At 43.4% G+C, this 15,211-nt stretch carries 12 protein-coding genes; 2 read left to right on the top strand and 10 right to left on the bottom strand.

Features of this window, described 5'->3' with window-relative positions:
- Window positions 1-53: 53 nt before the first annotated feature.
- The 3 genes from G500_RS0105935 to G500_RS0105955 form a co-directional block, all read right to left on the bottom strand.
- Window positions 54-1,430, bottom strand: a complete 1,377-nt coding sequence (locus G500_RS0105935; protein WP_027001908.1) for a hypothetical protein — start codon at window positions 1,428-1,430, stop codon at window positions 54-56.
- Window positions 1,414-1,977 carry an RNA polymerase sigma factor gene (locus G500_RS0105940; RefSeq protein ID WP_027001909.1) on the bottom strand — a complete coding sequence of 188 codons (564 nt, stop codon included), beginning with the start codon at window positions 1,975-1,977 and terminating at the stop codon, window positions 1,414-1,416. The genes G500_RS0105935 and G500_RS0105940 overlap by 17 nt, the downstream gene beginning before the upstream one ends.
- Before the next feature lie 513 nt (window positions 1,978-2,490).
- Entirely contained in the window at window positions 2,491-4,092 is a 1,602-nt protein-coding gene (locus G500_RS0105955) for an MBOAT family O-acyltransferase (protein ID WP_051203320.1), read from the bottom strand.
- Window positions 4,093-4,377: 285 nt separating this feature from the next.
- On the opposite strand from G500_RS0105955, the gene G500_RS0105965 reads away from it, so the two are divergent.
- Window positions 4,378-4,800: a hypothetical protein gene (locus tag G500_RS0105965; protein WP_154657040.1), complete on the top strand. Its 423-nt coding sequence runs from the start codon at window positions 4,378-4,380 to the stop codon at window positions 4,798-4,800.
- A gap of 12 nt (window positions 4,801-4,812) precedes the next feature.
- On the opposite strand, the gene G500_RS0105970 is transcribed toward G500_RS0105965, so the two are convergent.
- The 3 genes from G500_RS0105970 to G500_RS0105980 form a co-directional block, all read right to left on the bottom strand.
- Window positions 4,813-6,138, bottom strand: coding sequence for a DUF2851 family protein (locus G500_RS0105970; protein WP_027001914.1), 1,326 nt, complete (start codon window positions 6,136-6,138; stop codon window positions 4,813-4,815).
- Entirely contained in the window at window positions 6,135-6,860 is a 726-nt protein-coding gene (locus G500_RS0105975) for a biotin--[acetyl-CoA-carboxylase] ligase (protein ID WP_154657041.1), read from the bottom strand. The genes G500_RS0105970 and G500_RS0105975 overlap by 4 nt, the downstream gene beginning before the upstream one ends.
- 69 nt (window positions 6,861-6,929) lie before the next feature.
- Entirely contained in the window at window positions 6,930-7,904 is a 975-nt protein-coding gene (locus G500_RS0105980; RefSeq protein WP_086047832.1) for a TIGR04222 domain-containing membrane protein, read from the bottom strand.
- Window positions 7,905-8,009: 105 nt separating this feature from the next.
- On the opposite strand from G500_RS0105980, the gene G500_RS0105985 reads away from it, so the two are divergent.
- A complete protein-coding gene (locus G500_RS0105985) occupies window positions 8,010-8,756 on the top strand; it encodes a hypothetical protein (RefSeq protein ID WP_154657042.1) in 747 nt (248 codons plus the stop codon).
- Window positions 8,757-8,759: 3 nt separating this feature from the next.
- Here the strand turns inward: G500_RS0105985 and G500_RS0105990 are convergent, their stop codons facing one another.
- The 4 genes from G500_RS0105990 to G500_RS0106005 all read right to left on the bottom strand — a co-directional run bounded on the left by G500_RS0105990 (window position 8,760) and on the right by G500_RS0106005 (window position 15,209).
- On the bottom strand, window positions 8,760-10,241 hold the full coding sequence (locus G500_RS0105990; protein WP_027001918.1) for a PAS domain S-box protein: 1,482 nt from the start codon (window positions 10,239-10,241) through the stop codon (window positions 8,760-8,762).
- A 15-nt stretch (window positions 10,242-10,256) separates the two neighbouring features.
- Window positions 10,257-11,576, bottom strand: a complete 1,320-nt coding sequence (gene ftsA, locus G500_RS0105995; RefSeq protein WP_027001919.1) for a cell division protein FtsA — start codon at window positions 11,574-11,576, stop codon at window positions 10,257-10,259.
- 310 nt (window positions 11,577-11,886) lie between these two features.
- A complete protein-coding gene (locus G500_RS0106000; protein ID WP_027001920.1) occupies window positions 11,887-12,672 on the bottom strand; it encodes a cell division protein FtsQ/DivIB in 786 nt (261 codons plus the stop codon).
- Window positions 12,673-12,788: 116 nt separating this feature from the next.
- The gene (locus tag G500_RS0106005) at window positions 12,789-15,209 is read right to left on the bottom strand and encodes a TonB-dependent receptor plug domain-containing protein (protein ID WP_027001921.1); all 2,421 of its coding nucleotides are present in this window, start codon (window positions 15,207-15,209) and stop codon (window positions 12,789-12,791) included.
- Window positions 15,210-15,211 lie beyond the last annotated feature (2 nt).

Raw genomic sequence — 15,211 nt, forward strand, 5'->3', positions numbered from 1 at the left:
TTGTAGGTTTTTTATTTTTCGAGCTGTTTTTAGACTTCAAAAAAGCAGCAAGGCTATTTTGTCAGTTTGAAACGCAATCCTGTGCGAATTTCTACATTTTCTTGGCTTCCTTTCAAGCCTCCCCCTTCAAAAAGGTTGCCTACTGTGGAGCGGTACTGTAAAGCAGCCGTCCAGTAGAGGCGTGGTGCAAGGCGATATTGCAAGCCTGTTTGTAGGGCAATTTGCGGCACCAAAGGGCGGCTATCGGGCATCAGGTAGGAAACGCCTACGCGCTCGGTTTGCATCGACTCTTGCAAGCGAAGGACAAAGACCGTTCCTGCCGAAACAAAGGCAGTTAGTTTTTTATCGCTTTCATTTGCCTGATAGCTTAAAAGCAAGGGCAAGGTGAGGTCTTGGCGTGAATACGACCATTGGTTAGGGCGTGGAAAATATTCGTCTGACGCAATGTCTGGGCTTCTTTCGTAATCGGTAGTGGCAAGGCTAAAAGCAACTTGATTGCTAAGGAAAAGCCCCGATTGCAACTGCCAACGCTTGCCCAAACCTACGGCAAGGTCTATGCCTACATTCTGAACGGTACTACGAAGCGGATTTTTGAGCAAATCAGTCTGGAAATCACTTCTTTCTGTCCCATTCCATTCTACTACCTGCAAATTCTGTGGTGCGCTATAACGGTATGTTTGGCTGCCCATGCCTGCCTGCAAACCTACATACAAAGCCAATGCGTTTTTTGGCGCAGGTTTATCGTCGTTAGTGGGCGTTTGTGCGGCTGCCCGATTTTCACTTTCAAAAGAAATCAGGGGTAGGAAAACAAGTTGCGGATTTTGGTCGGAAGGAAGGGCGACAAAAGCAAGATTTTCAAGACTTATCGCCGATTGTTTATCTGCCAAAACATCTGCCAAAATAAGTGCGTCTTGCGACACCTTTTCGGGTGCTTCCTTTTGAGGCTCACTTTGGGCAAGTGCAATAATTTTCTCTTGGTTTTTCTCTTGCTTCGGCTCTAACACTTCCATTTTTGCAGCCTTTTGGGAAACTTTCCGATTTGGCTTCTCAAATTGATTAGAGTTGGCAGACGTAGCTTGTGCTAAAAGTTGGGAAGGGGCATTTGGCGATTCTGTATTGGTAGGAGTCTGTTCCAAATTATGAGCGAGAGCCTGCTTCGCAGGAGCAGTTTCGGCTTGCGAAGGTGCAGCACTTTTCGGCGTGGCAGCGACTTGGGTTGTGATAGGATTTGGATTGAGCGTTATCCAAAAGAGGAAACCCAAAAGCAGCGTCAGGACGGTAAAGCTACCCCAAAAAGCAGGGCGACGATACCAAGGGGGCGAAAGTTTCGCCTCAATATTTTTCCAAATCGCATCTGGGGGGGCTATTTCTGCCTCCTCGAAGATACGCTTGAAGTGGTCTTCGAAATTATCATTACCCCAATTGCTCATATCGTTGTTGTTCTTTAAGTATCATATCTTGTAAGATGGCTCTCGCTCGTGAGTATTGGGACTTCGACGTTCCCTCGCTGATACCGAGCATTTCAGCAATTTCGCTGTGTTTATAGCCCTCTATGGCGTAGAGATTGAAAATCGTTTGGTAGCTGGGTGCTAATCTTTGCACCATGCGGAGTAGGTCTTGGAAATTATAGCTCGACTGAATACTCTCGCCGCCTTGCGGAATTTGTAGGTCTTCTACTTCTTCTTTGATGGCTTGGTCGATTTTCCTACGATTTTGTTTGAGGGCGGTATTGATGACGATTTTCTTAATCCAATACCCCAGCGGACATTCCCTACCGAAGCTCTCTATTTTTTGGAACACTTTTAAAAAGGCTTCCTGCAAAATATCGTCTGCTTCATGCGTAGTTTTGGAATAACGGAGAGCTATCGCATACATTTTGGGTGCGAAAAGCTGATAAAGTTGGGCTTGCGCCTGTCGCTTACCTGCCACACAACCTGCAATGAGTTCTTCTTCGATATGTGATTCTAATTGGCGCATAACGAAAGGGATAGCCTCTTATCTACAAGACCCACTTTGGTTTTCAAAAGGTTGCAAGCGAGGGCGGAAAAATCAAAAGTTTTCAAACGCTTATCTACGGTGTGTTTTTTCGAAGCCAAAAGCCTTCTTTGAGAACGGCTGCCACCCTTTGGAAGGCTACTTTTAGCGAAAACACATCCACTCCCTTTGCGCTGCATACTTAATTTTTCTATTTCCCTCTGCCAGAGCCTTTTTGGGATTACAAGGCAGAAAAGAGGAGAGAAAAAGTTTTAATTAGATGGATAGGATTCAAATGCAAAACGGTAAGTTTTCTAAGCAGAAAAAGACTTATTTTGGAAAATATTTTGAAGGGGCAGGAGGAGCAAAAAATGCCAACCGAATTTTAGTAAAGCAAAATGTTAGGGCAAAGATACGATTTTTTTTAAAATTTGACCTTTTCAAAGAAAATTTGGCTTCTTTTTTACAGCCGTTGCGCAAATTTTATGCCTTAAAAAGGCAAAGGCTCATTTTTTTCTAAAACTGAAAATAGATAAAGGGTTGAATACCAGCCGTTTTAAACTGAAAGAGCAGAAGCAATACCGCCACAATAAGCAGGGCTTTGGTCAGGTCAGAAAGTTCGATGAAAATCGTCTGTGCCTGCATCTTCCATTTTGAGGGGAGCAGGTGCAAAATCAAGCCCAAAAGTATCACTGCATAGATTTTGTAGTAGCCTGCCCAGATGGTAGGAATGGCTGCCCATTGAAAAGAACCTACAATTTGTCCCATCATCACCTGCACCGCCTCTACGTCGGTAGCCCTAAAATAAAGCCAACAGTAACAGACAAAGTGAAACGTTATCAAACCTGTTATGATTTTATATCCAATTCCTTCTTTGATAGAGGCAGGAATTGGCACAAAACGAAGCCAAAGTTTGTGTATCGCCAAAGCAATGCCATGCAAACTGCCCCAAATCATAAACCGCCACGCCGCCCCATGCCAGAGACCACCTAAAAACATAGTCAGAAAAAGGTTGAGGTAGGTACGAAATTGTCCTTTTCTATTTCCACCCAAAGAAATATAAAGGTAGTCTTTGAGCCAAGCCGAAAGCGAAATATGCCACCTGCGCCAAAAATCAGTGATATTTAATGATTTATAGGGCGAATTAAAATTGATAGGCAGGCGAAAGCCCAAGAGCAAAGCCAATCCGATGGCGATGTCGGTGTAGCCCGAAAAATCGCAATAAATTTGTATCGCATAGCCATAAGCCGCCATCAGGTTTTCGAAGCCGCTATAAAGGGCAGGGTCGGCAAAGACTCTATCCACATAGTTTGCCGAAATATAGTCAGAAATTAGAATCTTTTTCGCTAATCCATTGATTATCAAAAAGATAGCTTCGCCGTATTCGCGTCGGGAGAGCTTGTAGGGCTGATAAATTTGCGCCACAAATTCGGAAGCTCGCACAATAGGTCCCGCCACTAATTGTGGAAAAAAGCTAACATAAAAAGCAAAATCTAAGATGTTTTCTACAGGTTTGATGCGATTTCTAAAAATATCAATCGAATAACTAATGGTTTGAAAAGTAAAGAAAGAAATGCCAACGGGCAGAAAAATGCTATCGGTATTAAATTTTTCTTGTCCAAGCAAAACATTGCCGAGGGCGGCTAAATAGTCTTTGGGAATCCAAGTAGGATTTTCGCCTGTAAAAAATGCAATTATATCTTTTAGAGAACCTGCAAAAAAGAAAGTATATTTGAAATATCCCAAGACTAAGAGATTGACCACCACACTCAAAGTAACCCAAAGGCGGCGTTGAGCCTCATTTTCTTCGATGTCGTCTAATTGGTGAATTTTATTACCGATAAAATAATCTATGAGTGTAGAAAAAAGTAAAATAAGAAAATACCAGCCGCTAGAAAGATAGTAAAAATAGAGGCTAAAGACAAGCAGAAAAAGGTTGCGAATGGTTGTTTTTTGGTGTACAAATTGATACACAAAAAGTACAAAAGCAAAGAAAAGCCAAAACAAGACCTGTGTGAAAATAAGTGGCTCATTTTCTTTATGCAACAAAAAATCGAGCGAAGGAAAGGTAAATCCTGCCTCAAAAGACCCTGCCAAGAGTGTAAAGAAGTGGTACATAGGTATAAAAGCCGATAAAGAGTATGGCGCAAAGCCTTAAAATAGTCCCGAAGCCGCCTTTTTGAAAGAAAACGTAAAAATACGAGTTTTTCTTTGCCTATTGCTGCCTTCGCCCAAAAAAATCGTAGTTGTAAGAAAAGTACCTCCTCAAAGGCTACTTTTTGTGCTTTCTGACCTTGAAAAACAGCAAAAATTTGCCTTTTTTCAGAAAAAAACTTATTTTTCTTCGAGATTCGAGCAGAAATTCGCGTCCCTTTTATTCACCTTCTAATTTTTTTAATGCTTATGCGCCCACTAACCGCCTTGCACACCCACAAAGTAGCCACCATTTTTCACCAACCCGACCTCAACGCCTTAGTCGTCATTTGGAACAAAGGCGTGGTTAGGAGTGAGGACTATCGCCACCTTTGGCGCAAAGCTACTGATTTTGCCGAAGAGCATAAAATCCAACACTGGCTTAATAATGAAACAGATTTAGAAGTTGTTTCACCTCAAGACCTAAAATGGGCTTTCGACGAGTGGTTTCCCGATAGCGTAGCCCGCTTGGGCATGAAAAGGCGCGTTGCCTTAGTGGTTTCGAAGCGTTTTTATACCGAAATGGGGACTTCAAACCTTATCCAAACCTTCGGCAAACAAGGCGAAGAAGCCATCTTTAAGCGTTTCAAAGACACCGAAGAAGCCTTTGAGTGGTTAGCGGAAGCGAATTAGAAAATACAAAAATTACTTTAATAATTCTTTTCCTATGATGCAATTCAGGCAGGCACGCTGCTGGCAGGCTTGGCTATAAAGTTCTATAAAACCTTGCGTTGCCCCTGCATGCGGCAAGGCAAGGCTTTTTTTATCCAAATTAGATTTTTCATTCAAACTATCCCAAATTTCCGTAATCTGGTTCGATTCGGCTTTGATAGTTTTGAGAAGCAAAAAACTGTGAAAACCTGCATCAGACTCTTGGTAATACTTTTTCTTGCTATAAGTCAAAATAGATACAACATTGATAAGCAAATTTTCAATAGAACTTTTCCCTAAGTTTGAATAACTTGTACTTTTCCACTTTTTATCGAAATCATAGTGTGCCTGCCAATAAGTAGAAGGTTCGATAGAAAAAGTTTGTATCACTTCCTTAGCCTGCCTCCATTCGGTTAGGGCAGAAAAAAGATGGGGCATTTTTTGTAACAAGGCTGCCACTTGCGCCAAACGCACCGTAGGGAAATTGGCAGGGCGCAATCTTAGAAAATTCCAATTTTGGCGTTTTAAATTTTTATATTGCCAATTATTTTTATGCACATAAAAACTAAAATGCTGGGCTAATTCCTTTTGATAGGCGGTTGTCGGATTTTCTAAAAAGCCCGCCATGCCAAAAATAAGGGCTTCAATCAAATGCGGATTATCTGCCACTTTGCGCAACGATTTGAAGGGCAAAATTTCGGCAAGGCGAGCAAAAGGTTCATTATTTACTTTAAAACCAAAATGACGTAAGAGCCATATATAGCTGGTTTCCTCCCAATCGTTATTTTTTTGGTTTAGAATTTGAAAAACATCATTTGACTTTCTTTCTAACCTTTGTAGCAACGCCATTTTGAGCGCGTTGGTCTTGATAAGAGGCGATACCGTTGCCCATTCTGCTTGGCAGGGTATCAAAACTTCGGTTCGCAAAAAGCGGTAATATTTTTCTAATAGGTGCGGCGAAACACGACTTTTTAGCTCCAAAGTGGGAATAGGGGTCTTATCCTGACGCAAAATTGGGGTAGCTTTTTTTTCCTTTTTTGCCTTTTCATCTTCCCAAACCAGATGCAAAATCACGTTGTTGTAGTGGCTATCCTGCTCATGGGCATGGCGCAGCCAATCGCGTACATGCAGGTGTAGCTCGACGCTACCATGCCACACCTGTTTGCCAATTCTAAGGCTTGCACCCTGAAAATCAGCCCCTTGATTCGAATTTCGCTTTCCTATGGCAAGCACTTCGAGCGGCTCACCCTTTTGGGTTTTGAGATTTTTTTTATCAAAATATTGAAACTGCCATAGATAGGCTAAAAAATCCTCCGTCATAGAAATTGTATTTCTTTAAGCCCAAAATATTTCACTTTGTTATCCATTTCTACTGCCAAACGCCCGACCTTATCGATGCCAATAATCTGACCTGCCACCTTTCTGCCTTCCACCAAAAAGATGTGCCACTCCTGATAGCGATACAAATTTTGTAGGTACGCATTGCGCAATTTTTCGCGTTCTGCCGCCTGCAAAAGTTCGTATTTTTGGGCAAAGGTTTCGAGGATACGGTTTGCCAAAACCTCGATGTCTTGTTTTTGATTTAAGATTTGAAAAAGAGAAAGTGCTTTTTTTTCTTCAAATTCTTTTTGATTGACATTTAGCCCAACGCCTATGATGCTTTTTTCTATTTTTTGTTGTGTAATTTCATTTTCTATCAAAATACCTGCTAATTTTTTATCTTGAAAGAAAATATCGTTTGCCCATTTTACCTGCACTGCAATTTTAAACTCCCTTTGCAAAGTTTCTAAGATTGCCAAAGAAACGACGATATTGAGCCAAAAAGCCTCTTGGGGCTGCAAAAAAGTAGGGTAGAGAAGGGTAGAAAAGGTTAGATTTTCGAAGGGACGCGCTTCCCAAAGATTGCCGCGCTGCCCTTTGCCTGCTGTCTGGTTGCGTGCTAAAATGGTATAGCCTTCGGGGAGTTGTGTTTGTTGTGCCAAAATTTGCAAGTGGCTATTGGTAGAAGGCAACGAATCGTGTAGGTGAATAATTGGTTTCATATTCGAAAATAAACAAAAAAACGAAAGCAAAATTGCCTTCGTTGTGTTTTTTTACAAATTTCATCAAAATCAACCGCCGCAGCCACCGCAACCACCACAGCCGCTGCTACAACTGCTACCACTACAACTGCTGCCTGCATCTCCACTGCTGCAACTGCTCGCGCCGCTGCAAGCCGAATAGCCACTGTCGTAGGGCGTGGAAGTGGGGCGATAGTGTTGGGCAAGACCCGCATGGGCGGGCGTAACGGCTGCCCAAGCGGAAATTCCGAATAGGCTTGCCAAAGCAAGATGGGGGACAAGTTCTTCTTTTTTCTCCTCGTCTTGGGCTTGCGTTTGTTCGGCTAAACTTTGGCGCAAAGGCTTGTAAATGAGGGCTAACTTGCGCAAGTGTGCCTTTCCGCGCTCGGTAATTTCTTTTTTGAGCGAACGACCATATCCTACTAAAAATGCCGTTCCGACTGCCATCATAAGAAGCAAAAAACCAATGGGACGGTCGGCTAAAATGCCATTGATAAGACGATACGCTCCGAAAGCAACAAAACCGCCCGTTACAAGGTTTGCAAACTGCTTTCTAACACTTATCACATTTTTAGGAAAAAGCAAACCTATTTTTTTATCCTGCAAATGCATCTTTGGATATTTTTCGGTTTGTTTGTCCATCTTTTGCAACAAATTAGACGACTTTCCTAAAAGTTTTGTCAAAGACTCCTCTTTGTGTGCAACCTCCTCTAAGACAATTTGCTCGAAATGATTGCTCGAAATTTGGTCTTTTTCAATTTTGTTAAGGTTAGGACTTATCGCCATTTTTCCGTCCTCGCTCAAAACAATCGCCTTTCGGTCTAATAGCGCAGCGATAGCCGTTTCGGTTAAGCCTTTGGTTTTGCCGCGCAAATAGGCAATAAGGTAGGGGTCTTCCGAATGATATTCCCCTAATTTTGCAGTATTATCAGTAGCCTTTTTAAAGACCCAGAGCGAAAACATGGCTGCCGCCCAGATGCCTGCATAGAAAGTCAAAAAATCAATCCCAATGATAGTTTCCATCATAGCAAAGGGTTAGAAGTGGCAAAGACGCGCTTATTGGCGTTCCTTTTGTGTTAATACTCAAATTTAGCGAAAAAAGTTGGTTTGGGAGCTAAAAATTTTGCATTTTTGCGGCAGGACTCTGCCCTTTTAGGCACCCACTTGGGCGATTTGGCAAGACAAGGCAGGTTTATTTATACCCTTATGCGTTTTTTCTTTAACCTCGTTTTTGCGATTTTCTTGATTTTTGGCTGCTATCAGGGCTATCTTTGGTGGAAAAATCGCAACAGTATCGTCTTGGACTTAATGAATGTGCGCTTTGCTACGCGAAAAGTAGAGCGCAATTACGGCAAAGAAGTAGAAGCAATTTGTAAAGAATTAGACTTTCCGCATCAATCTTATTTTAAAGCCCTCATTATTTTGGAATCTTCGGCAGATAAAAAGCCCAAAACGCGCTACGAAGCACACGTTTTTGAGCGGCTCAAAGCGGTGCGCGATGGCGAAATGGAATCATATAACCACCTAAAACAAGCCGATTTGGAGGGCTTTTCAAATCGCGAACTGACAGAATTAGCAACCTCTTGGGGACCTTTACAACTCATGGGCTATCATACCCTCAAACTCAAAATTCCACTTTCGGAGCTAAAAAGCGAGCGTGGCTTGGCACATTCTATCAAATGGTGCAAAAAAACGTATGGAAATTATCTGACCAAAAACGACTACGAAAACGCCTTTCACATTCATAACACAGGCAAGCCTTTGGGCTGGTTTTCGAAACCGCAAACCCATGACCCTTATTATATCTTCAAAGGGCTGCGCTATATCAATGCCTTAGAAAGGCAGATTGAAGCACATGCGCGAGCTGAAAAGCCTTGATTTTTAGTCGTTTATGTCTAATTCGCTCGCCAAACCCACAATTTTATGGATAATGGCATCAGCTTCGTCTAAACAGGTGCGCAAAAGTTTGAAATAGTATTGGTTTTGTTCGGAAAGAATTTCCTCCTCTATCAAACTCAATAGTCCTAAGGCACTGGCGACGGGTCGTCTGATGTCGTGAGATTGGTAATGTGCAATTTTGGTTAGTTTTTCATTTTGGGATTCCAACTGCATTTCGTATTTTTTCCGATGCGTAACGTCGGTAGCATTGATACCCAAGCCCAAAATTTCGCCCTTTTTATCTTTTACCAAACGAATTTCTACTTTAAACCAGACCTTTCGCTTCGTTTCGGGGTCTGTAGCATCATATTCCAAAAAGATAGTGCGCCCTGAAAACGCGCCCTCGAAAGCCGTCTGCGCCAATTCTATGTCGGCGGCAGGGACAACTTCGTGAAAAGAGCCTATTTCGGAAAGCGATTTTTTCAGAAAACGCTTGACATTGCTTTCCGCCGTCTGGTTGTAGGCAAGCAATTTGCCCTCTTTGCTGATAAGGAAGTAGGAAAGCGAGGTGCTATCCAAAATGGCGCGTAGCTTTTGTTCGGATTCTTGCAACTCTTTGGCTTTTTGTTTTCGCAAAGAAACATCACGAAAAAAGACCGTAGTAGTTCGTTCTGTAAAATAAACATTTAATTCTACCCAAGTATTTTCGGTTTCGAAATACTGCTCCAAGTGCAAACTTTTCTCTTTATGTCGCGCTTGCTGTATTTTGTCAAAAAATTCCTGTGCCGCAGGGTAGTCAAAAACTTCGAGGAAGGTCTTGCCCAATACTTGTTTGGCTTTTAAGGAAGCCATGACTTCAAATTGATGATTGACCTTTCTAAATTTCCAGTCTGCATCTAAGACATAAAAACCCTCTTGCATGGCGCGAAGCAGGCTATCGATGCGCCTTTTATAGCGTCTTAGGCGTGCGTTCATCAGCTCGATGTTGGTGATGTCATGTCCGATACAAATTACGCCTAAGGGCTGCTCTTTTTCACCGAAGGGGGAAAATTCCCACTGTGTCCAGAGGAACTCTTGGTCTGTATTTTTTTTGGGCTTTCGCAGCCTTGCGACGATACCTTTTCCTGTTCTAAGGCAGTGTTCTACGGCTTTTCCACAAATCGCCCAATCTTGTTCATAGACGGATTTTAAAGAATCTACCCCTAAGAAATTCTGACTAATATAAGAAAATCGTTTTTTGAAATAATCATTTACATAAACGTACCTGCCCTGCATATCCGTTACGACGACATAGAAGTAGGAGGAATTGATGAGATTAGAAGCAAGGTAGGTTTCAAAAGCCTCTGTGGAGATTGCATTGGTACGCAACTTCGAGCTATCGGAGGCATCAGGCTCGAAAGGAGTGTTGGAGGGAGGAGTCATTATCAGGATTTGTAGCATAGCACTGCCGCCTTTGGGGAAATGCAAAGACGGCAGCGTTATCAATAAAAAGCTAAATTTTTAGTAAGACGATTTGTCGTCAAAGTCGTCGATGAGCAGTTCCTTGGTTTTTCGTAGGATATTGGCGAAAAAGCCGCCTTTTGAATTTTCTTTGCCTTGCTGTTCTGAAGTCATACTTGCGGGCTGCCCTGCCGTTGAAGTTTCGGTTTGGAAATGTTCGCGCTCGTCTATGGTTTTGAAGCCCGCCAATACCAAGCCTACCGAAGTAGCATACATCGGATTTTTGACCGAATCGTCTATGCTTTTGCCCAAATACTCGTTGGGGTAGCCAATGCGCACTTCCAAACCTGTACGCTTTTCGAAAAGCTCGCGAAAGTGCTGCAATAAAGCACCACCGCCCGTAAGAACCACTCCGCCTGCTAATTTGTTTTTAAAGCCGCCCTTTACAATTTCACTATACACCATATCTACCATTTCTTCGGCACGCGCCTCGATGATATAAGAGAGGTTTTTGATAGAAATTTCTTTGGGCGCACGATTGCGCAAACCGGGTATAGAAACAACCTCATTTTCAGGTGCGCCCTCTGCCAAACAGCGTCCGAACTTCACTTTGAGTAGCTCTGCCTGATTTTGCATAACGGCACAGCCTTGTTTGATGTCGGCAGTGATAATGTGTCCGCCAAAGGGAATGACGGCAGTATGTTTGATGATGCCTTCTTTGAAGATGGCAATATCGGTTGTTCCGCCTCCAATATCGACGATGGCTACCCCTGCTTCTTTTTCCTCTTGGCTAAGGACAGAGAGTGCCGAAGCCAAAGGCTCTAAGATAAGACTTTCTATCTCCAATCCAACGCGCTCTACACAGCGTTTGATGTTCTTGATGGCGTTGGTTTGGGCAGTAATGACATGAAAATCCGCTTCTAAACGCACCCCTGCCATGCCGATGGGGTCTTTGATGTTTGGTTCGTAATCTACGGTGTATTGTTGTGGCATGACATGAATAATATCGGTACCCGGTTCGGTAACGATACGGTACATATCGCTGGTGAGGCGATTTACGTCTGAAAGCGTAATTTCGCCATCTTTCGAGCCACGTGTGATGCTGCCATGGTGTACCGAACTTTTGATGTGCTGTCCTGCGATGCCTACATTGACGACTCTAATGGCAATACCTGACGACTTTTCGGCTTCTTCTATGGCTTGTGAGATGGCAAAGATGGTCTTGTTGATGTTGCTAATGACCCCCTCTTTCACGCCCTCCGAAATCGCTCTGCCAACGCCTAAGATTTCTAATTTCCCATAAGGATTTAATTTTCCTACTAAGACACAAATTTTAGTCGTGCCTATGTCCAGACCTGCTACAATTCTCTCGTTTTGCATCATATTATTTTGAAAAGTAGAAGAGTGATGATTGTGTTTTTTCGCTTGCTCGAACAAATTTCAGCCCATTTTTCAGACTTCGGTCTTGACAATAGCCCTATTCAAGCCTAAAGACAAAAATAGTTAAAAATTGCCAAAAACACAAAGACAAACAGCCACAATTTACAATAAGTTTCGCAAAAGACAAACAAAAAAGTAGGAACAAGGCAGCCTTATTCCTACTCGTTTTCTATTTTTTGAAGCCTTTTTTGAAAACCCACAAGGGGACGATAATGGTCTATTGGCAGGCTATTTACAAACTATTTGCAAACTATTTGCAAACTATTTGTCCCTGATACTTAACCGACACCGATTTGTACTTGCCCCAACCCTTGTTAGGTATGATTTTTTCGTAGAATACTTTTATTTTGTCTAATTTTTGTTCAAAACCTTGTGCCGTTCCAAATTCGATTTCCTGTTCGCCGATTTGTGGAAAAAGCGTTAGTTCGAAGCGGCTATCGAGGTGAATCTGTGCAATTTGCGCCCGCCAAAACTTATCTTTTTCTATGTATTGTAAAAACTCGAAAAGTTTTTTGCCTTCCGCTTTGGCAAAAAAAGCCGTATCCTGCTGGATTTTATCCACCCCTGCCCCTGTGAGCAGGAGAGTACGAAGGGCAAAATTTGTAGAAGTAGGAAAGAAAGTAGCGTTTTCTGTTAGGTAGCGGCTTGGCGTTTCGTTGCCCCAAAGTCGCGCCAAAGGCTTGTATTCCTCTACTTCTATCCACAAATTGCCACGCACATCAGTAGCCACTTGGCAGTGGCGGACATATTCATTTTGTCGCAATGCCTTTTCTACCTCACCTACATTGAGTTCGGCTAAGGAGATAGAATCTAAGTCAATCTTGGCTTTGTTTTTCAAATAACTACGAATCAATTTCCCATTTAGGAAATGCAACGTATCTATGGGGCTATGCTGCTTGATTTGAATTTGGACACTCCCCAGCGGCTGCTCCTTTCGGTGACTATGTGCCAGAGCCATGCCTGTAATGAGCAAGCCCACCAGAATAGCAAAAGAAATCCAATACTTGTTTCTATTTTGTTTGTAATTTATATTCATACCAAAATAATAAATTTGACCTCTAAAAAGGCGCACACGTTTGGATAAGGGCAGAGAAAATGATAGAAAGAACGTCAAGCATAAGAAGCAAAAACCGTAGGGGGCTTATTTTCTTTCTAATCAATTCTGAAAGAAAGCCCTATCTGCACATTTCGCATCAGTTGCGGATTGTACCAAAGGTCTACGTCGAAGCCTGTGGCATCAATACCTGCATACTCGCGGTTGAAAAGGTTGATGGCGCGGGTAAAGATATGAAAATTTTTGTTGATTTGGTAGCGAATATGCACATCAGAGGTAAAGTAGCCCTTGATAAAATAAGCGTCGTCATCAAAATCTTTGCGACTTGTGAGGTAGCGGCGGTAGAATCCGCTCGAAATGACATTTTGGATATTGACGTAAAAGCGTTTGTGTGGCGAAAAGGCAATGCGTCCCTGAAAAAAGCGGCGTGGCTGCATGCGGAAGGCAGGAATAAAATCGCCTGTACCGGGCAAAGTTTCGAAGCCGAAAGCCGATTGATAGGCTAAGTCGAGGTCGAGTTTGAGTACGGGAATGATATTGCGCATCTGTACCATCAATTGCAGCCCCACAATCGTAGTAAGGCTATTTTCGTCGTTGATGAAAGAACGCGCACTTCTGCCTGTGGGTGAGCTATCGTCGTTGGCAACGGCATTTGGGTACTGTAAAGTATCGATGGGGACAAAACGGCTTACGATATGATTTTGCGTAGTAACGAAATAAAGTCCTGCATCAAAGGTTATTTTTTTGTTTAAAAAATTGCGATACCCTACTTCAAGGGTAGTAGAAAATTCAGGCTTTAAGTTGGTGTTCGGAATTTGTTGGTAGCTCACCGAATCAGAGAAACCAATTCCGATAACAGGCACTGCTAAGGAAACAAAACTTTGTGAAGCCGCAGGCAGTTTGCGTGCTGCCGCATAGGAAAGGCGCAGCGAGCTTTTTTCGGAAAGTTTGCGCAAAGCCGCCACACGCGGATAGATGATGCCGCCATATTTGGAATTGCCATCGGCGCGAAGCCCCACTACCCAATTCCACTTTTTGCCTGTGTAATATCGCTGCACAAAACCGCCTACATTGAAAAAGGCGAGCGGATTATAGCCAAAATAACCAAAGGTAGGCTGTGGTGCAGGGCGATAATTAGGCTGAAAGGGTTTATAGTCTAATTCATTGAAGGGTTGTCCCAAATCGTTTGAAGTGGGCAGATTGCTGGAAGCTTGGATAGAAAAACCGCCTGTCCATTCGACGTAATTACTGGGGCGATAGGTCAGGATAGCTTCGCCAAAGATGTCGTCGGAGGCTTCGTATTTGTAGGCACGCCCGTCGAAACCAGATTCGTAATTAACGGCAAAAGAGCTACGCACATCTGCCCGATAGTTTAGGTAGGAAAGGTTTGCTGCCAAAGCCCATTTCGACCAGCTATTTTGGTAGGAAAGTGTTGTCCGCCTGATGCGCTCACCCAAATAGGTTTCGGGATTTCGCATAGAAAAAAAGAGGGGTGAGCGTCCGATAGCACTGTGGTCTTTTCGCTGCATCTCTTCGAGCGAAAACTGAAAATTTCGGTAATTTACCTGTACGCCCAAAAGTTCGCTGCTCTGCGGAAGCGCATTGATGACAGGCTCGAAAGGTGTGCCTACATAGTAGCCTAAGCCCAACTGCCCACGCATGACTTCCTGCACAAAGAGGTCGGGATTTTCGGTAGCAAAGTTTTCAAATTGCTGGTAAATTTCGGGGGGGATTTGGTCGAAGATGCCCCCAATGCGATGCGTTAGATAGCCGAAAGTATTGAAAAGGCGCGGGTCTTTGGTGTGTCTGATGTTCAAATCGTCGCGCTGGGTGCGATTGGCATAGATGCTATACTGCAAAACGTCTTTATCGCGCCCTAATTTGCCGCCGAAGATAAAATTGAGGTGGCGATACGAATCCGTACCAAAATAGGAATTGGCTTGGGCAAAAACGCCTTTCTCTGCCTTTTGGGTAATGATATTGATAACCCCCGCAACGGCATCACCGCCATACACGGCGGCGGCAGGACCGTAGATAATTTCTATGCGCTCGGCTTGCGCAATGGGCAACTGTGCCGCAATGGGCAGTCCGCCATTTACGGAAGGTTGTAAGGGAACGTTATTGAGTAGGATTTTCGCATATTGGTTGCCTATTTGCCCACGCATCATAAACATTTCGCCCAAATCGCCTGCACCGGGCTGCGAAACGCGAATCCCCGGCACAGATTTAAGCACATCTACCAGCGTTACGTAGCCATTCTTGACTATCTCCTCGTGTGTGATGACATAGACCGTAACGGGCAATTCGTCTAAGCGTTTGGCAGAGCGGCTCACCGACACTAATTTGGTAGCCTCGCTCATCGTAACGGCAGCCAAATCGTCTTTGGTGAGGCGTTCTTTCTCAAACATCAAATTGACGCTATCTTGCGCCCTAAGCTCTGCCGCCCAAAGCCCCAAAAGGCTCAAAATGGCAGCGCACAATGCGATTTTTCCGAAAAAGTACAAAGGCGATACGTTCATTG

This window comes from Hugenholtzia roseola DSM 9546, assembly GCF_000422585.1.
GTDB classification, from domain to species: domain Bacteria; phylum Bacteroidota; class Bacteroidia; order Cytophagales; family Bernardetiaceae; genus Hugenholtzia; species Hugenholtzia roseola.